Origin of the sequence: Szabonella alba, assembly GCF_016765775.1 — a bacterium.
GTDB classification, from domain to species: domain Bacteria; phylum Pseudomonadota; class Alphaproteobacteria; order Rhodobacterales; family Rhodobacteraceae; genus Szabonella; species Szabonella alba.
On the sequence record NZ_JAESVN010000003.1, the window covers coordinates 112,534 to 130,436 of the forward strand.

Below are 17,903 nucleotides of genomic sequence, written 5' to 3' on the forward strand. Positions count from 1 at the left end.
GGGCATCATGCCCAGCCGGAATTGTCGATCAATGTCTTGAGCCTTGCGGTGTCATACTCCGCCTCAAGCCGCGCGGCCTCATCCGCTGCCACCTGATCGGGGTCGCCCTCGACCGTGTAGGCGGCGGCCTTACGCCATTCGGCAAGATAGCTGTCGGTGTCGCGCGCGCCCACCTTCATGGCGCAACGGTCGATCGCCTGTTCGAAGCGTTCGGTCAGTTGCACCTTGGATCCGCGCCGCCCCTTGCCGACGATCACCTGTGCGGGAATGTCCCGCCAGTAAACGATGGTAACTTCGGGCATTGCGCGATTCCCCCTGCCTTGCCTGTCGCCCCTTCTAGGCCGATGCCCGGCCCCGCCGGGGTCCGATTTCGACATGGCGGCGACGGAAGGCGACCCCTGTTTGCGATGGCGGAAGGTGTACCCTTTCGGCCCGCAGGGCGCGAGGGGGCCGGATCACCGAAATTTTCATGCAGATGATGAGGCCGGGGACATGACCGATCCGTGCTTGCCTATCCGGGTCTGGGGGGACTACGATGGGGACAACCATGAATGGAGGGCGGTTATGGCGCCCGAGCGTCCCCGGGAGGCGGACGCGATCCCGGGGCGGGATGCGGCGGAAACGCCGGTGCCCGCCCAGGTCGAACCGTCGGCCTCTCCCGAACCCGGACAGGCGCCGCTTTATGCGGCGCTGGATCTGGGAACCAACAGTTGCCGGATGCTGATTGCCCGACCGAAGGGCAGCCAGTTTCAGGTTGTGGACAGTTTTTCCAAGACTGTTCAGCTTGGCGTGGGGCTGGAAGCCTCGGGCCGGCTGTCGCGTGCCTCGATGGGGCGGACCATTCAGGCGCTGCGCATCTGTCAGAAGAAGATCGAAAAGCACGGCGTGACCCGGATGCGTCTGGTCGCGACCGAGGCCTGCCGCCGCGCCCGCAACGCCCGCGACTTCATCAAGCAGGTGCGGCGGGAAACCGGCCTGCCGCTGGAGATCATCGCCCCCGAGGAAGAGGCGCGGCTGGCGGTGATTTCCTGCGCGCCCCTTGTTGGTCGGCGGACCGAACAATTGCTGGTCGTCGATATCGGCGGCGGCTCGACCGAACTGGTCTGGATCGACCTTTCGGGCGTCGTGCCCGCCGACCGGCCCCATGCGATCATGCGGTTGCATGGCGGGTTCCAGCCGCAGGGCGAGGCCGAGGCGCGGGTGGTCGACTGGATTTCGGTGCCGCTGGGGGTGGCGACGCTGAAGGACCAGTTTGCCGATGTCGAGGATGACGCCGCGCGATTCGCGCTGATGAGCTGGTTCTTTGAGGAAAACCTTGCCAGTTTCAGCCCCTATAACGCCGAAAACCCGCGCGAAGGGTTCCAGATCATCGGCACATCGGGGACGGTGACGACGGTGGCAGCCTCATTCCTTGGTCTGCGGCGCTATGATCGGGCCAAGGTGGACGGGCTGCGCATGACCTCGGACCAGATCGACAGCGTGATCCGTGAATATCTGTCGCTGGGCCCCGAAGGACGGCGCACGGATCCGCGCATCGGGCGCGACCGGCACAGTCTGATCATGTCGGGTGCCGCGATCCTGCAGGCGCTGATGCGGATCTGGCCGACGGACCGGCTGTCGGTTGCGGATCGCGGTCTGCGCGAGGGTCTGCTATATGCACAGATGAGCGCGGATGGCGTGCTGGAAGACGGACCTTACGAATGACCGAAGAAAAGAAGACCTCGGGCCGGGGCCAGCGCGATCTGCGCGTCCGGGTCAAGACTGCAAAGGGGCGCAAGCTCTCATCGACGCTGTGGCTGGAACGTCAGTTGAACGATCCCTATGTGCAGCGGGCGAAGAAAGACGGCTATCGCGGGCGCGCGGCCTACAAGATTTCCGAACTGGATGACAAATACGGCTTTCTGGTGCCGGGCGCGCGGGTCGTCGATCTGGGCTGTGCGCCGGGGGGCTGGTGTCAGATTGCGGTGGCACGGGTCAATGCACTGGGGGAGAATTCCCGCAAGCCGCAGGGCACGGTACTGGGCGTCGATCTGCAGGATGTCGAACCGATTGCCGGGGCCGAGATCCACAAGCTGGATTTTCTGGTGGATGGCGCGGATGATCTGGTCAAGGGTTGGCTGAACGGGCGGGCCGATGTGGTGATGTCCGACATGGCCGCCGCCGCCTCGGGCCATAAGGGCACCGACCATCTGCGCATCATCGCGCTGGTCGAGGCGGCGCTGGCCTTTGCCTTCGATGTGCTGGAGGAGGACGGCACTTTCGTTGCCAAGGTTCTAGCGGGCGGTGCGGAGAGTGAGATGAATGCCTTGCTGAAACGCAGTTTCCGCAAGGTGGCGAATGTGAAACCCCCCGCCAGCCGCGCCGACAGTTCCGAAAAATTCGTGATCGCCATGGGGTTCCGCGGCCGTCAGGACGGGGATTCATAAGGCCCGTCAGCCCGCGCAGGAGGGGGGCGCAGCCCCCGTCGCGTTCCGCGACTCCCCCGGGATATTTGCGAACAGAAAAAGGGGCGGAAACGCAAAGGGCGCCGCGATTGAACTGGCGCCCCATTATCCGCAGTTCGGCTGGTGATCAGCCGCCCCAGCTCCGGACCGGGCCGCAATCCATATGAACGAAATTGGAACGCGAATAGCGTCCGACACCGCCCGAGGCGCAGGCCTCGGCCGCCTTGGCCATCTGCCCGACCGAGCGTGATTTCAGCCGCAGATCTGCCGCCTTGCCATGCATGTGCAGCGACGTCTTTGCCACCCCGCGCGAGCGAGAGCGCAGCATGGCATTGGTCTGCGGGCTGCGATAGCCGGACAACATAAGGTAGGGTTCGGTCACATCCATCATCCGATGGGCGGCGGCCATGATGTCGATGGTGCGGGCGTCAATCTCGATCCGGGCACCCGAACGCCAGTCGCGCATGAAGTGATTGATCTCTGCCATCGCCTCGGGGATATACTTCCCTTCGATCCAGTAGATCGTGTCGATGCTTTCGCCGGTTCGCCCGGAATGCATCCGGATCCGCCGGATATCCCCCGCGCCGCGCAGGAAGCCGAAAGCGTTGGAATAGGTCGGTGCCGCGATCAGGGCCGTGGCCGCAAAGGCACCGAGCAACCCGCGCCGCGTCATCCCGCTTCCATTCGTCATCGTCATGCTGAGTGCCTGTCCCGTGTTCTGCTGTCTTCGCCGCCTGTACCGGTGGCCTTTTTGCGCAATTCGCCTCGATTGCCCGGTTGTTATGGCATAGCGGGAATCGAAGCCCAAGTGCAGATTGGCCATCGGTTCCCATCAAAGGCGCAATAGGCAAAAAATTGCTGAATTTCTGGTCTGACGCCCGGAACTGTGGCAGAAAAGGGCCCTGTCACCGAAATGCGACAGTCTGTCACCTGCTGGCGGGGTTGTGAGTGGACTCCTCTGCCGCCATGGCCGAATTTGGAAAAAGCTTTTGCGACTTGGGGTTGTCATGATTTTTTCACGGATATTCGCAGCTTGCCCGCTGCCGGGGGCTGGGTCGGTGCTGATGGGGCTGCTGATTTCGACCGGGCTTGCAGCCGGGATCGGGACGGCGCCGCAGGCGGTGGCGCAATCAGGGGTGGTGACGGCGCAGCCCGCGCGGGCCGGGACGGCCTTTACCCAGGCGCTGGCCGAGGCGGCGCTGGCCGATGACGCCGTTGCGGGTTTTTTCCGGGATCGGAACTACGCGCCATTCTGGACCGCGCCCGAAGGTTCCGCGCGGCGCATGGCGTTGCTGGCCGCGCTGGACGGGGCCGGGGCGCATGGGCTGCCGATGGCACGCCATGATCCGATGACGCTGATCCGGGCGGCGCAGGATCTGCGCACGGAGGGCGACCGCGCGCGGCTGGAAGTCGCAATGACGCTGGCAATGCTGGATTATGCGCGCGATGTGCAGACCGGCGCATTGGTGCCGGGCAAGGTGATCCCCAGCATCGTGCGCGAGGTGCCGCTGCGCGACCGCCGCGCCAATCTTGACGCCTTTGCCGTCGCTGATCCGGTGACCTTCCTGAAATCCCTGCCGCCGCAATCGCAAAGCTATGTGCAGTTGATGAAGGCGAAATTCGAACTTGAGGCGCGGATCGCCCGGGGCGGCTGGGGGCCGCAGGTCGGCGCGCGCAGCCTGCGGGCGGATGAAACCGGACCTGCCGTGATCGCGCTGCGCGACCGGCTGCAGGCCATGGGCTATCTGGGGCGTTCTGCGGCGGCCAGCTATGATGCGGTGCTGCAGCGTGCGGTGCAGGCCTTCCAGACCGATCACGGGTTGGAGGCGACCGGCATTGCCGGGCCGGAAACCCTGACCCAGATCAATATCGACCCCGAGTCGCGGCTCGAATCAGTGATCGTCGCGCTGGAGCGCGAACGCTGGATGAATATCGAACGGGGCAAGCGCCATATCTGGGTGAACCTGACCGATTTCACCGCCAAGATCATTGATAACGGCAAGGTCACCTTTGCCACCCGCGCGGTGATCGGCGCGCCCGACCGGGACAAGCCGACGCCGGAATTCTCCCATCGTATGACCTATATGGAGGTCAATCCCGACTGGACGGTGCCGGGGGGCATCATCCGGCGCGACTACCTGCCGAAACTGCAGGCCAATCCCAACGCGCTGGGGCATCTGCAGGTGATCGACCGGCGCGGACGGGTCGTGCCGCGGTCGCAGATCAATTTCGCGGGGTATTCGGCGGGTAACTTCCCCTTCAACCTGCGTCAGCCGCCGGGCCGGTCCAATGCGCTGGGGCTGGTGAAGTTCATGTTCCCGAACCCCTATGCGATCTACCTGCATGATTCGCCCGAGAAACATCTGTTTTCGCGGGAATCGCGGGCGTTTTCCTCGGGCTGCGTGCGGCTGAATGATCCGTTCGACTTTGCCTATGAACTACTGTCTCGGCAGGAGGCGGACCCGAAAACAGTGTTTCACCGCGTGCTGGACAGCGGGCGGCAGGAACGCATCAGCCTGAAAGAGCCAGTGCCGATCCATCTGGCCTATTTCACGGCCTTTGCCGGACCCAAGGGCCGGATGCAGTATCGTCGTGATATCTATGGCCGTGACGCAGCGATTTTCGCCGCCTTGAAGAAGGCCGGGGTTTCACCCGAGGCGGATCGTAGCTAAATCCTTGGCGGGGGCCGGGTCTGGCCGCCGAAAGGGATTGGAGCCGGTCATGGGACATAGCATTGCCGAGATTGCATGCGCACTTGGCGCAGAGGCGGCGGGCGATCTGTCCATTGTGATTGCGGGCGCTGCCGAACCTGCGGCGGCGGGGCCGGATGATCTGGCGCTGGCGATGGATCCGAAATATGCGGCCGGTCTGGCGCAGGGCCGGGCGCGGGCGGCGCTGATGTGGCAAGGGGCCGACTGGCAGGCGCAGGGGCTGGAGGCGGTGATCTTCGCGCCGCGCGGGCGGCTGGCCATGGCCGGCCTGTCGGCGATGATCGACCCCGGCCCCGCCATCGCGCCAGGCATCCATCCGATGACGGTGATCGACCCCACGGCGCGGATCGGCGCGGGCGCGGCCATTGGCCCCTTTGTCACCATAGGCGCGGATGTCGAGATCGGCCCTGGCGCGCGGATCGCCTCGCATGTCTCGATTGCGGCGGGCAGCCGGATCGGCGCGCAGGCCCTGATCCTTGAAGGCGTGCGGATCGGCGCGCGTGTTGTGATCGGCGACCGTTTCATCGCCCAGCCGGGTGCGGTTATCGGGGCGGACGGATTTTCCTTTGTCACACCCGAGAAATCGGGGGTCGAGGAGATCCGCCAGACCCTGGGCCAGCGTGCCGAGATCCGCGAACAGAAATGGACGCGCATCCATTCGCTTGGCACTGTAACCATCGGGGATGATGTGGAAATCGGCGCCAATGCCTGTATCGACCGGGGCACGGTGCGGGCCACATCCATCGGGTCGGGCACGAAGCTCGATAATCTGGTGCATATCGGGCATAATGTGAGCGTGGGGCAGGATTGCCTGCTGTGTGGTCAGGTCGGGATTGCCGGATCGTCACGCATCGGCGACAGGGTGGTGCTGGCCGGGCAGGTCGGGGTCAATGACAATATCTTTGTCGGCGATGATGTGATCGCGGGCGGCGGATCGAAGATCTTTACCAATGCGCCCAAGGGGCGGGTTTTGCTGGGCTATCCGGCGGTGAAGATGGAGACGCATCTGGAGATGCAGAAGGCGCTGCGCCGTTTGCCAAGGATGGCAGCCGAGATGCGCAGTCGTAAAGATGGCACGGAACTGTCACAGGACGGCGATAAGGACTGAGCCGGAAAGATCATGGAGGCTGAGATGGCGGATTCGGTTCGGGACAGAGTGATTGCAATCATCGCCGAGCAGGCGGTGCTGGATGTGTCTGACGTGACCGAGGACAGTTCACTGGAAAGCCTTGGCATCGACAGTCTGGGTCTGGTGGAATCGATCTTCGCCATCGAGGAGGCTTTCGACATTTCGGTACCTTTCAACGCCAATGAACCCGCGAAATCGGACTTCGATATTTCAACGGTCGCGTCGATCATCGCTGCGGTGGAGGCGCTGGTGGCCGCGCAGAAGTCCTGACGATGCGGCGCGTCGTCATCACCGGGGCGGGCACGGTCAATGCGCTGGCCCATGATGTGAAAGGCACGTTCGAGGCGTTTCGCGAGGGGCGCTGCGGCATAGGCCCGCTGGACATCCGCGACCGCGACCGGCTGTCGATCCAGATCGGCGGGCAGGTGCATGGCTGGGATCCCGAGACCCATTTCAACCGTCAGCAACTGGTTCTGTTCGACAAGTTCACGCAATTCACCCTGATCGCGGCGCGGCAGGCAATCGCCCAGTCGGGGCTGAATTTCGACGGCCATCTGGGCTATGAGGCGGGGGTGGTTCTGGGCACGGCAGCGGGCGGCGTGAACACCTGGGATGAAAATTACCGCAGCGTCTATGAGGAAGGTAAGAACCGCGTCCATCCGTTTGTCGTGCCGAAGCTGATGAACAATGCCGCGGCGTCACATCTGTCGATGGAATTCAACCTCAAGGGGCCCAGTTTCACCGTGGCCACGGCCTGCGCCAGTTCCAACCATGCGATGGGGCTGGCCTTTCAGATGGTCCGTTCGGGCGCCAGCCGGGCGATGCTGACGGGTGGGTCGGAATCCATGCTGTGTTTCGGGGGGATCAAGGCCTGGGAAGGTTTGCGGGTCATGTCGAAAGATGCCTGCCGTCCTTTCAGCCTGAACCGAAACGGCATGGTGCAGGGCGAGGGGGCGGCGATCTTTGTCTTTGAGGATTACGCCCATGCCAAAAAACGCGGCGCCGAGATATTGGCCGAGGTGATCGGCTTTGCCATGACATCGGATGCCGCCGACATCGTCATGCCCTCGAAACAGGGGGCGGCGCGGGCCATTGCGGGGGCCTTGCGCGATGCGCAGGTCAATCCGGAAAAAGTGTGCTATATCAACGCGCATGGCACCGGAACGGCGGCCAATGACAAGACCGAATGCGCCGCCGTCGCCGATGTGTTCGGGCAGCATGCCGACCGGCTTATGATCTCCTCGACCAAGTCGATGCATGGCCATCTGATCGGCGGCACCGGGGCGGTGGAACTGCTGGCCTGTATCATGGCGTTGAAGGATGGGGTGATCGCGCCCACCATTGGCTATGAAGAACCCGATCCCGAATGCGCGCTGAATGTCGTGCCCAATGTCGCGCGTGAGGCCAAGGTGAAGGTGGCGCTGTCCAATGCCTTTGCCTTTGGCGGGCTGAACGCGGTTCTGGTGCTGAAACGGGCCTGAGCTTTGAAACGGGCCTCGGCGGGTCAGCTTTCGTCGGGCAGTCGCAACACAAAAGGGCCGCACCGATGGTGCGGCCCTTGTCATGTTGCCGCGACTGGCGCGGTTCAGTTGCCGTTGGCGGTGTTCACGGCATCATAACCGGCGGTGAAGCCGACCAGCGAGGCCGCAACCGTCACGCGCTGATCGGGGGCCACGACCGGAACGATGGTGATTTCGGCCTTGTTGCCGCGTTTGAACGCATCAATCTCGGCGGTGGTAAAGCCGATCCGCGCGATGCAGCCGATCTGCGAGCACCATGAAAACGGATATTTCCGGGCCTGGGCCGCGTCGATCTGGATCGTCATTTCCTCGGTCAGCAGGGTTTCCAGCGGTACGATGACCGTGGCACCTGCAGCGGCCTGCTGGCCATCGGGCAGGCCGAAGATCGAGATTTCGGCCACCGGATTGCCGTCGCTGTCTTCCAGCAGCTGATAAAGCTGGCAGGGATCGGCCCCGTCCTCGGTGCGGACGCAACGCCGTTCCCAGTCACCATGCTCGGACGCGGTATAGGTTGCGCCGATGGCATCGGGATCGGGTGCATTCGGATCGCGGCCCATGGACAGGCTGTCAGCCGCCTGCGGGGCTTCGCTGATCGTGCTGCCCGCAGGGGGCGTTTCCTCAGCCGCAGGTGCGGTGGTGTCCTGCGCGGCAACGCTGCCTGCAAAGGCAAGGGCAAAGAGCGAAGTAAGAAGCGAAGTCTTGGTGAGGGTCATCGTTCCGATCCTATCTGTTCGGCTTGGGCGATAGCATGCCGTTCCGCGAAAGTCAGGGGAGAAAACATGCCGCAATCCGTCGAACTTGGCAGAACCTTGCCGGGTTCGTTACAGTTGCGGCAGCATTATCCCCGGACCGGAGACGCATCAGGCTGGTCCGGTTCAAGCCCGACGGACCCCGGCTGCCCAGGTGAAAAGGCCATGTGAAAAAGGGCCGGCGAACCGGCCCTTTCCCTTGAATTTTTGCTCCCCGTCGGACTGGCCGACTTTATGAAAGGGGACGCTACGGGGTCAGACCCCATGCGTCAACCGGGAAAATCGCCCCGCCGATCCCCTATAGGTCAAAAAAGGGCCGCATCTTTCGCAAGATGCGGCCAGTCCGACAGGGAGGTCGTCCATCACCCCGGCACTTAAGGACCGCCTGGGCAAGAACGAGACTGGCACAGGACCATTAACATTGTATTTTGACCCGCAACGCCCCAACCGGCCTTGTGAATCCGGGGGGACAGAAACGGTGACAGGAAGGGACAGCCAGTTGGAAAACGCGATCTTCATGGGAGGCGGCGGTGAGGGATATGGGCAGCCGCAATCGCTGCGGCTGGATCATGGCAACCGTCACGGCCTGATTGCGGGGGCGACGGGCACAGGCAAGACCGTAACGCTGCAGGTCATGGCGCAGGGTTTTTCCGATGCGGGCGTGCCGGTGTTCCTGTCGGATGTGAAGGGCGATCTGTCCGGCCTTGCCCTGCCGGGTTCGGCCGAAGGCAAGCTGCATGGCGCCTTCACCAAACGGGCAGAGACCATCGGCCTTGATCTGGCCTATTCCGGCGCGCCGGTCACCTTCTGGGATATTTACGGTGAACAGGGTCATCCGGTCCGCAGCACGGTTGCCGAGATGGGGCCCCTGCTGCTGTCGCGTCTGCTGGAACTGACCGATCCGCAGGAGGGCGTGATGAATGTCGCCTTCCGGCTGGCCGATGATGAGGCGCTGCCGATCCTTGACCTGAAGGATCTGCGCGCGATGCTGACTTTCATCGCCGAGAATGCCACCGAAATCAGCGCGAAATACGGGCTGGTTTCAACCTCGTCCATCGGGGCGATCCAGCGGCGCCTGCTGGTGCTGGAAAATCAGGGTGGCGAAAAGATGTTCGGGGAACCGGCGCTGGCGCTTTCGGACATGATGCTGACCGATCCGCAGGGGCGGGGACGGATCAACATTCTGGCCGCGGATAAGCTGATGGCGGCGCCGCGGCTTTATTCCACCTTCCTGCTGTGGCTTTTGTCGGAATTGTTCGAGGAACTGCCCGAGGTCGGCAACCCTGAGAAGCCGAAACTGGTTTTCTTCTTCGACGAGGCGCATCTGCTGTTTGACGGCGCGCCCAAGGCGTTGACCGACAAGGTGGAGCAGGTGGTCCGGCTGATCCGGTCCAAGGGGGTGGGGGTCTATTTCATCACCCAGAAACCGGCGGATGTGCCCGATGACGTGCTGGCGCAGCTTGGCAACCGGGTGCAGCATGCGCTGCGCGTCTTCACCCCGCGGGACCAGCGCGATTTGCGGCTGGCGGCCCAGACCTATCGTGAAAATCCGCGCTTTTCGACCGAAGAGGCGATCAAGGAGGTCGGAACCGGCGAGGCCTTGACCTCATTCCTTGAGGCGAAGGGCATTCCGGGCATTGTGGAACGCACCCTGATCCGTCCGCCCAGCAGCCATCTGGGCCCGATAGAGCCGGGCGTGCGCGCGGCACTGATCGCGGGATCCCCCCTTGCCGGGAAATACGAGGCGGTGATCGACCGCGAGTCCGCCTATGAACGACTTGCCGCCCGGGCCGAGGCCGCGGCGCGCGAGGCCGCCAAAACCGAGGCGGAAGAAGCAAAGGCGCAGCAGAACGCACGGGAATCCGAGAATGATGCGCGCGAATTCCGCAATGCGCGGCGCTATGACGGTGGCATGCCTGCACGCAAGACAAGCCCCAGCCGCCGGCGCAGCGGATCATCGGATTCGGTGGGGGAGGCCTTTGCGAAATCCTTTGCCCGGCAATTGGGCACGCGCGGCGGACAGGCCATCATGCGCGGGATTCTGGGATCGCTGTTCAAGAAACGCTGAAGGGGCGGGCCGCCCACCGCGTCGTGACCGGGATGGCCCAGCCGTCCCGGGCGCGGCGGATCACTCTGCCGCGGTCTTGTGGAAGTCGCGGCGAATCGCCTGGGATTTCTGCCACCAGACCGAGGCGCGGTTTCGCACCCGATGCGCATCGAAGGCGGCCTCATCCCCGAATTCCTCGGCGATCCGCCAGATCAGCGGATCGTCCGTCACCTCGGCATCGAAACGCAGGCAGCCGGGTTCGGCCCGGCTGAGGCGGATATGGTCGGGCAGAAACGCGGCCACGATCCGCGCTTCATCCGCATCGGCGCAGATCAGACGTCCGGTCAGACGGATCACTCCCACTCGATCGTGCCGGGTGGTTTTGATGTGATGTCATAGGTCACGCGGTTGATGCCCTGCACCTCATTGATGATCCGCGTCGCGGTTTCACCAAGGAAATCATGGCTGAACGGGTAATAATCCGCTGTCATCCCGTCGACGCTCGTCACCGCCCGCAGGGCGCAGGCGAAATCATAGGTGCGCCCGTCGCCCATCACGCCCACGGTTTTCACCGGAAGGATCGCGACAAAAGCCTGCCAGATCTCGTCATAAAGCCCGTGCTTGCGGATCTGGTCGATATAGACCGCATCGGCGCGGCGCAGGATTTCCAGCTTTTCGCGGGTGATCTCACCGGGGCAGCGGATCGCCAGGCCGGGGCCGGGGAAGGGGTGGCGCCCGATGAAGCTTTGCGGCAGGCCCAGTTCGCGGCCAAGCGCGCGGACCTCATCCTTGAACAACTCGCGCAGTGGCTCAACCAGTTTGAGACCCATCTTTTCGGGCAGGCCGCCGACATTGTGATGGCTTTTGATCGTCACCGAAGGCCCGCCCGAAAAGCTGACGCTTTCGATCACATCGGGGTAAAGCGTGCCCTGCGCCAGAAATTCCGCGCCTTCGATCTGGCTGGCGTATTTCTGGAACACGTCGATGAACAGCCGCCCGATGGTCTTGCGCTTCACCTCGGGGTCGGACACGCCTTCCAGCGCGCCAAGGAACAGCTCGCTCTCCTCGGCATGGATCAGGCGGATATTGTAATTGTCGCGGAACATGGTCACGACTTCCTCGGCCTCGTTCAGCCGCAACAGCCCGTGATCCACGAAAACGCAGGTCAGTTGATCGCCGATCGCCTCATGGATCAGGATGGCCGCAACCGAACTGTCCACGCCCCCCGACAGGCCGCAGATCACATGGCTGTCGCCGACCTGCGCGCGGATCTTGGCAATCGCCTCCTCGCGGTAGGCGCCCATCGTCCAGTCGCCCTTGAACCCCGCAAGGCGCACGAAGTTTTCATACAGCTTCGCCCCCTTGGGGGTGTGATGGACTTCCGGGTGGAACTGCACCGCATAGAATTGCCGGGCGGGATCGGCGGTGATGGCAAAGGGCGCATTGGGCGAAGTGCCATAGACCGAGAACCCGGGCGCGATGTCCGACACATGGTCGCCATGGCTCATCCAGACCTGTTCGCGACCCTCGCCGAACCAGCCGTCCAGCAGCGGATGGCGTGCGTCGGTCGGGGTGACGAAGGCGCGGCCGAATTCGGCGGTGCCATGGCCGCGCTGCACCTTGCCGCCAAGGCAATGCATCATCACCTGCTGGCCATAGCAGATGCCAAGGATCGGCACGCCCATCTTGAAGGCCGATTGCGGCGGCATCGGCGCGCCTTCCGCAAAAACCGAGGCCGGACCACCCGAGAAGATCATCGCCCGAGGCGCGAATTCCGCAAGGAAATCATCCGTCACGTTCTGATAGGGGTGGATTTCGCAATAGACGTTCAGTTCCCGCAGACGCCGCGCGATAAGCTGCGTGACTTGTGATCCGAAGTCGATGATGAGAAGGCGGTCATGCTGTGTCATGGTCAGGCAATATTGCGCAGCGCGCGCGCGCGCAAGAGTGATCCGCGCGATGCGCGCGCCCGTCAGGGCAGGCATGTCGTTTTTGGGCAGCAAGCGGCGGAAACGACCGGAGCGGCGCAGCCGCAAAGAGGCATAAGGGCGGCAAACTGGCGGTCCCCACATTGAAGGGCCCCGAACCGGCGGCCCCGTGGCCGCGATGCAGGAGATTGAGGCGATGAACGAAGTTGCAGGACGCAGGGCAAGGGGCGGCGGCGGGTCTGCGCGGCGCGCGGAACGGTCGGCGGTCAGTTTCGACGTCGCGAAATACATCCAGCGCAATATCCCGAATTTCGAGATCCTGAACGAGGAAGCACTGCAGATCATCGAGTACAACGCGGAAACCGTGCTGGAGGAGATCGGCGTGAATTTCGTCGAGAACCCGGCGGCGCTGGACCGCTGGCGCGCGGCCGGGGCCGATGTACGGGGCGAACGGGTGCATATTCCGCGCGGTCTGGCCCGCAAGCTTTGCGCGACAGCGCCCGGCAGCTTCACCCAGCATGCCCGCAACCCCGCGCGCAGCGTCGAGGTCGGCGGACGCAATCTGGTACTGGCCCCGGTTTATGGCCCCCCCTTCGTGCGCGACCGCACCGGCGGGCGGCGCTATGCGACCATGGCGGATTTCGAGAATTTCGTGAAGCTGGGCTATATGTCGAAATGGCTGCACCATTCCGGCGGCACTGTTTGCGAGCCGACCGATATTCCGGTGAACAAGCGCCATCTGGACATGCTGCGCGCGCATATGGTGCTGTCGGACAAGCCCTTCATGGGGTCGGTCACCGAACCCGTCCGCGCGGCGGATTCGGTCGAGATGGCCAAGATCCTGTTCGGGGCCGATTTCGTCGACCAGAACACGGTGATGACCAGCCTGATCAACATCAACAGCCCGCTGACATTTGATTCCGTGATGATGGGCGCGCTGGAGGTCTATGCACAGGCCAATCAGGCCGCGATCATCAGCCCCTTCATTGTCGGCGGGGCCATGGCGCCGGTGACGGTAGCAGGCACGCTGACGCAGGTTCTGGCCGAGGTTCTGGCCGGTGTCGCCTATAGCCAGTTGGTGCGCCCCGGCGCGCCGGTGATCTTCGGCGCTTTCGTGACCTCGATCGACATGAATTCCGGCGCGCCGACCTTCGGCACGCCCGAGGCCGCGCATATCACCTATGGCGCAGGGCAACTTGCCCGCCGTCTGGGGCTGCCTTACCGGTCGGGCGGGTCGTTCTGCGGCTCGAAACTGCCCGATGCGCAGGCGGCATACGAGACGGCGAACAGCCTGAACATGGCGCTGCTGGCGGGCGTGAACTTCATGCTGCATGCCTGCGGCTGGCTGGAAGGCGGGCTGGTCAGTTCCTATGAGAAATTCGTCATGGATGCCGACCAGCTGGGTACGCTGCACCATCTGGCGCAGGGCATCATGATGGATGAGAACGGGCAGGGCATGGACGCGATCCGCGAGGTGGGGCCGGGTGGCCATTACCTTGGCTGCGCCCATACGCAGGCCAATTTCAAATCCGCTTTCTGGCGCTCGGAACTGCTGGATTACAAACCTTTCGAGACCTGGGATGAGGAAGGCGCCCGCGATACCGAAACGCTGGCGGCAAACCGGGTTACGAAACTGCTGGGCGACTATCAGGCCCCGACGCTGGATGAAGGGATCCGTGAGGCGATTGACGATTATGTCGCCCGCAAGAAGGCCGATATGCCCGACGCCTTCATTTGAAACAGGTCAAGCCGAACCCGGCGGGCGTTTAGACCCGCACCGGGCAAGGGAAGATGACCCGTGGGGCGGCGCTTGCGCCGCCCCTTGCCGTATCACGCCCCGGCGCGCTGTGACAGCAGGCGAAACTCGGCCATCAACGCGATCAGCAGATCGACATGCCGCGTCAGTGAATAGGCCGCATCGCCGCGCTGCCGGGTGGTCTCGATGCGCTCTTCCTCATCCAGAAGGCGGGCAAGGGCCGCCTCGGGCGCTGGCGGATGGACCGTGGCGATCAAGCGCCTGAGATCCCGTTCGCGCCGATATTCGGTCATGCCAAGACGGGCGGCGCGCACCAGAAGACGCGGACGGCTCAGGCGGGAAAGACATTTGCGGAAATCTTGCATGGGCTTCTCCTTTTCGAACCTGGATACTTTTGCGCAATTCAACCAAGCGTTGCGCATTTCCGGTTTGCGGCGCACGGAGCTTTCGCAGTTGTTTATGAATTAGAAACAATTATCGGCTCCAGCGGAAATTTTAACGAACGGGTAACCAATGCTCGGGAAGGTTGCATTTGGTCAAAATCGGAAAATCGAGCGGGCCGGAATGAAACACAGCGAGTCAGCAAGGACAGACCCGACCGGAAAACTTCCGCTTCCTGCATGGCTGCCGGATGCGGCGCGGATTTACCTTCATCATACCGAAAGCGGGGTTTCGCTGCGGCAATTGGCACTGCGCGAAGGGGTCCATGCCTCGACCGTGCTGCGTCAGGTGCGTCGCTATGAGACCCGGCGCGACGATCCGTTGGTGGATGAGGCGCTTGACCGGCTGAGCCGTCTGCAGGGGTTTGCACCGCAACAGCCCAGCCGGAAGGATGTTCCCAGCATGACCGCCCCGATCCGTCCCAGCACTACGACGTCTGACGTTGCCGGCCCTGCCGGCGCCGCCAGCATTGATGAGGTCACGATCCTGAATGAAGGCCGGCGCATTCTGCGGCGTCTGGCCGAGGCTGGCACGGTACTGGCCTTCGCCCCGGACATGGAAAAGGCCGCCGTATTGCGCAGCCTGCCCGATGGGCAGTCCAGCCGGGTCGCGGTGGTGGACCGGGCCGTCGCGCAGGTCTTTGCCCTGCAGGAATGGATTTCCTGCACCAGACCGGGGCGGGTCTCGCTGTATCGTATCACGATGGCGGGGCGTGCGGCCCTGCGGCAGATGATCGACCGGCCGCATCACGCGCCGCCGGGCCTTGCCGAGGCCTCCGCCTCGTTCCGTCATCATACAGCCGGGGATTGCAGCGATCCCGACGAGGAAACCACCCGCCGCCCGCGTTATGCCTCGACTGAAAGCCCGGTCGTGGTTCTGGCACGGCGGCGCGACAAGGACGGGAAGCCCTTTCTGTCGGCGGATCTTGTGCAGGCGGCAGAACGGCTGCGGGAGGATTTCGAACTTGCCCAGATCGGCCCGCGCGTCACCCAGAACTGGGAACGGTTCCTGACCGGAGGCGACAGGGGGGGCTTCCGCCCTGATACGGGCGGTCCAACGGGTCCGCGCGATGCGCGGGAACGGGTTTCGGCGGCGCTGCGCGATCTGGGCCCGGGACTGGGCGACATGGTGCTGCGCTGCTGCTGTTTTCTGGAAGGGCTGGAGGCGGCGGAACAGCGTATGGGCTGGTCGGCGCGTTCGGGCAAGATCGTGCTGCGCATCGCGCTGCAACGCCTGCGCCGCCATTACGACGAGGCTTATGGCCGTCATGGCCCGATGATCGGCTGAAAACCCGATGATCGGCTGAAAAGCGGTCTCGGACGGGTTCGATGAACTGCGACGGGCCGGAGGTTTTCCCCCGGCCCGCTGCGTCTTCGGCCCCTGGGCCGTCAATCCCCGGGGCTTCACTCCTCAGACATGGGCGCTGCGTGTGATCCGCAGCCCGTGCAGCAATCCGGCCAGCGCCGCCCCGGCCAACGGTGCCGCGATGAAGACCCACAGATCCGCCAGCGCCTTGCCGCCCACAAACAGCGCAGGCCCGAAGGACCGCGCCGGATTGACCGACACCCCGGTGACATTTATCCCGACCAGATGGATCGCGGCCAGCGTCAGACCGATGGCCAGCCCGGCAAAGCCTGCAGGCGCATCCGATTGCGTGGCCCCCAGAATCACCGTGACAAACAGAAAGGTCGCGACGAATTCAAAGACCAGCGCCGAGCCCAGCCCGTATTCCCCCAGATAGCCGGGGCCATAGCCGTTCTGCCCCAGCCCGTTGACTGCAAGGCTGTAATCGGCCTTGCCCGAGGCGATCATAAGGATCACCGCCGATGCGGCCACCGCACCCGCGACCTGTGCTGCAACATAGGGCAGCATTTCCGACGCGCTCATCCGTCCCGAGAGGACGAACCCCAGCGTGACCGCCGGGTTCAGATGCGCGCCCGAGACTGCGCCCAGACCATAGGCCGCCGCCACAATCGACAGACCAAAGGCCATGGCGATGCCGTGCATACCGATGAATTCGCCCATCAGCACCGCAGCGCCGCACCCGAAAAACACAAGGATGAAGGTTCCCAGTGCTTCTGCAATCATTTTCCGTGACATCATTTCTATCCTGATACTCGTGACTTGACCAACGGGCAGGGCAGCCATTCGCTGCCAGCAGGTTGTCTCTGCCCGGATTTGGGCTTATTCCTTGTTGGCAGGCCTGCACAGGGGGGAAATTCAGGTGCGCGACCTTAAAATGCCGGATCAGCGCCACCCCGAGAAGGCGCATCGTCCCGACAATGCCCAGCCGAAGAAGCCGGACTGGATCCGCGTCAAGGCCCCGACCAGCGCGGGGTACAAGCAGACCCGCGACATTATCCGCGAACAGAAGCTGGTCACCGTCTGCGAAGAGGCAGGCTGCCCCAATGTCGGCGAATGCTGGAGCCAGGGCCACGCCACCATGATGATCATGGGCGAGATCTGCACGCGCGGCTGCACCTTCTGCAATGTGGCCACAGGGCGTCCGCAGGCGCTTGATGCGTTTGAGCCGGGGCGCGTTGCCCATGCGGTGCAGCAGCTTGGCCTGAACCATGTCGTGGTGACATCGGTGGACCGCGACGATCTTGAGGATGGCGGGGCCGAACATTTCGCCCAGACCATCCGCGCGATCCGTCACCGTTCGCCGGGCACGACCATCGAGATCCTGACGCCGGATTTCCTGAAATGCGCGCCGTCGGTGCTGGAGAAGGTGGTTGAGGCGCGGCCCGATGTGTTCAACCACAATCTGGAAACCGTGCCGGGGCTTTACCCCGAGGTGCGCCCAGGCGCGCGCTATTTCCACAGTCTGCGGCTGTTGCAGCGGGTCAAGGAACTGGACCCGACGATGTTCACCAAATCGGGCATCATGGTGGGTCTGGGCGAAGAGCCGCAGGCTGTGCGGCAGGTGATGGATGACATGCGCGCCGCCGATGTCGATTTCCTGACCATCGGGCAATATCTGCAGCCGACCCCCAAACACCATATTGTCGCGCGTTTCGTGACACCCGAGGAATTCGCGGCCTATGAAAAATCGGCCTGGGGCAAGGGCTTTCTGATGGTCTCGGCCACGCCGCTGACACGGTCCTCCTATCACGCCGGAGAGGATTTCGCCCGGCTGCGCGACACCCGTCTGGCCCGGCTGGGCAAGGCCTGAACC

17 protein-coding genes are annotated in these 17,903 nt (G+C 63.6%); 10 read left to right on the plus strand and 7 right to left on the minus strand.

Annotation, left to right across the window (positions count from 1 at the left end):
- Positions 1 to 5 precede the first annotated feature (5 nt).
- Entirely contained in the window at positions 6 to 302 is a 297-nt protein-coding gene (locus JL811_RS08135; protein WP_202688018.1) for a virulence factor, read from the minus strand.
- A 262-nt stretch (positions 303 to 564) separates the two neighbouring features.
- Between JL811_RS08135 and JL811_RS08140 the strand changes: the two genes are divergently transcribed.
- Both JL811_RS08140 and JL811_RS08145 read left to right on the plus strand, forming a co-directional pair.
- The gene (locus tag JL811_RS08140; RefSeq protein ID WP_202688019.1) at positions 565 to 1,704 is read left to right on the plus strand and encodes a Ppx/GppA phosphatase family protein; all 1,140 of its coding nucleotides are present in this window, start codon (positions 565 to 567) and stop codon (positions 1,702 to 1,704) included.
- Complete coding sequence (locus JL811_RS08145; RefSeq protein WP_202688020.1) at positions 1,701 to 2,426, plus strand: RlmE family RNA methyltransferase; 726 nt, start codon at positions 1,701 to 1,703, stop codon at positions 2,424 to 2,426. The genes JL811_RS08140 and JL811_RS08145 overlap by 4 nt, the downstream gene beginning before the upstream one ends.
- 145 nt (positions 2,427 to 2,571) lie before the next feature.
- On the opposite strand, the gene mepK is transcribed toward JL811_RS08145, so the two are convergent.
- On the minus strand, positions 2,572 to 3,141 hold the full coding sequence (gene mepK, locus JL811_RS08150; RefSeq protein ID WP_202688021.1) for a peptidoglycan L,D-endopeptidase MepK: 570 nt from the start codon (positions 3,139 to 3,141) through the stop codon (positions 2,572 to 2,574).
- Between the two features lie 367 nt (positions 3,142 to 3,508).
- Here mepK and JL811_RS08155 point away from each other — a divergent pair, with 367 nt between their 5' ends.
- The 4 genes from JL811_RS08155 to JL811_RS08170 are packed head-to-tail and all read left to right on the plus strand — an operon-like array spanning position 3,509 to position 7,765.
- Positions 3,509 to 5,116 carry a L,D-transpeptidase family protein gene (locus JL811_RS08155; protein WP_202688022.1) on the plus strand — a complete coding sequence of 536 codons (1,608 nt, stop codon included), beginning with the start codon at positions 3,509 to 3,511 and terminating at the stop codon, positions 5,114 to 5,116.
- Positions 5,117 to 5,165: 49 nt separating this feature from the next.
- Positions 5,166 to 6,263: a UDP-3-O-(3-hydroxymyristoyl)glucosamine N-acyltransferase gene (gene lpxD, locus JL811_RS08160; RefSeq protein WP_202688023.1), complete on the plus strand. Its 1,098-nt coding sequence runs from the start codon at positions 5,166 to 5,168 to the stop codon at positions 6,261 to 6,263.
- Positions 6,264 to 6,287: 24 nt separating this feature from the next.
- Positions 6,288 to 6,554: an acyl carrier protein gene (locus JL811_RS08165; RefSeq protein ID WP_202688024.1), complete on the plus strand. Its 267-nt coding sequence runs from the start codon at positions 6,288 to 6,290 to the stop codon at positions 6,552 to 6,554.
- A gap of 2 nt (positions 6,555 to 6,556) precedes the next feature.
- Positions 6,557 to 7,765 carry a beta-ketoacyl-[acyl-carrier-protein] synthase family protein gene (locus tag JL811_RS08170; protein ID WP_202688025.1) on the plus strand — a complete coding sequence of 403 codons (1,209 nt, stop codon included), beginning with the start codon at positions 6,557 to 6,559 and terminating at the stop codon, positions 7,763 to 7,765.
- Between the two features lie 104 nt (positions 7,766 to 7,869).
- Here the strand turns inward: JL811_RS08170 and JL811_RS08175 are convergent, their stop codons facing one another.
- Positions 7,870 to 8,517 carry an invasion associated locus B family protein gene (locus tag JL811_RS08175; protein WP_202688026.1) on the minus strand — a complete coding sequence of 216 codons (648 nt, stop codon included), beginning with the start codon at positions 8,515 to 8,517 and terminating at the stop codon, positions 7,870 to 7,872.
- Between the two features lie 553 nt (positions 8,518 to 9,070).
- Between JL811_RS08175 and JL811_RS08180 the strand changes: the two genes are divergently transcribed.
- Positions 9,071 to 10,621, plus strand: a complete 1,551-nt coding sequence (locus JL811_RS08180; protein ID WP_202688499.1) for a helicase HerA-like domain-containing protein — start codon at positions 9,071 to 9,073, stop codon at positions 10,619 to 10,621.
- A gap of 60 nt (positions 10,622 to 10,681) precedes the next feature.
- Here JL811_RS08180 and JL811_RS08185 read toward each other — a convergent pair whose 3' ends face one another.
- The gene (locus tag JL811_RS08185; protein ID WP_337924733.1) at positions 10,682 to 10,963 is read right to left on the minus strand and encodes a putative quinol monooxygenase; all 282 of its coding nucleotides are present in this window, start codon (positions 10,961 to 10,963) and stop codon (positions 10,682 to 10,684) included.
- The gene (guaA, locus tag JL811_RS08190; RefSeq protein WP_202688500.1) at positions 10,954 to 12,510 is read right to left on the minus strand and encodes a glutamine-hydrolyzing GMP synthase; all 1,557 of its coding nucleotides are present in this window, start codon (positions 12,508 to 12,510) and stop codon (positions 10,954 to 10,956) included. Before guaA ends, JL811_RS08185 begins: the two co-directional genes overlap by 10 nt.
- Positions 12,511 to 12,724: 214 nt before the next feature.
- Between guaA and JL811_RS08195 the strand changes: the two genes are divergently transcribed.
- Positions 12,725 to 14,266 (plus strand): trimethylamine methyltransferase family protein, encoded by a 1,542-nt coding sequence (locus JL811_RS08195; protein WP_202688027.1) that lies wholly within the window; start codon positions 12,725 to 12,727, stop codon positions 14,264 to 14,266.
- A gap of 92 nt (positions 14,267 to 14,358) precedes the next feature.
- Here JL811_RS08195 and JL811_RS08200 read toward each other — a convergent pair whose 3' ends face one another.
- Positions 14,359 to 14,649: a DUF6477 family protein gene (locus JL811_RS08200; RefSeq protein WP_202688028.1), complete on the minus strand. Its 291-nt coding sequence runs from the start codon at positions 14,647 to 14,649 to the stop codon at positions 14,359 to 14,361.
- Between the two features lie 199 nt (positions 14,650 to 14,848).
- On the opposite strand from JL811_RS08200, the gene JL811_RS08205 reads away from it, so the two are divergent.
- Positions 14,849 to 16,012, plus strand: a complete 1,164-nt coding sequence (locus JL811_RS08205; RefSeq protein ID WP_202688029.1) for a DUF6456 domain-containing protein — start codon at positions 14,849 to 14,851, stop codon at positions 16,010 to 16,012.
- Between the two features lie 123 nt (positions 16,013 to 16,135).
- Here the strand turns inward: JL811_RS08205 and JL811_RS08210 are convergent, their stop codons facing one another.
- Positions 16,136 to 16,825, minus strand: coding sequence for an MIP family channel protein (locus tag JL811_RS08210; protein WP_202688502.1), 690 nt, complete (start codon positions 16,823 to 16,825; stop codon positions 16,136 to 16,138).
- Positions 16,826 to 16,964: 139 nt separating this feature from the next.
- Between JL811_RS08210 and lipA the strand changes: the two genes are divergently transcribed.
- Entirely contained in the window at positions 16,965 to 17,900 is a 936-nt protein-coding gene (gene lipA, locus JL811_RS08215; RefSeq protein ID WP_202688503.1) for a lipoyl synthase, read from the plus strand.
- Positions 17,901 to 17,903: the final 3 nt, after the last annotated feature.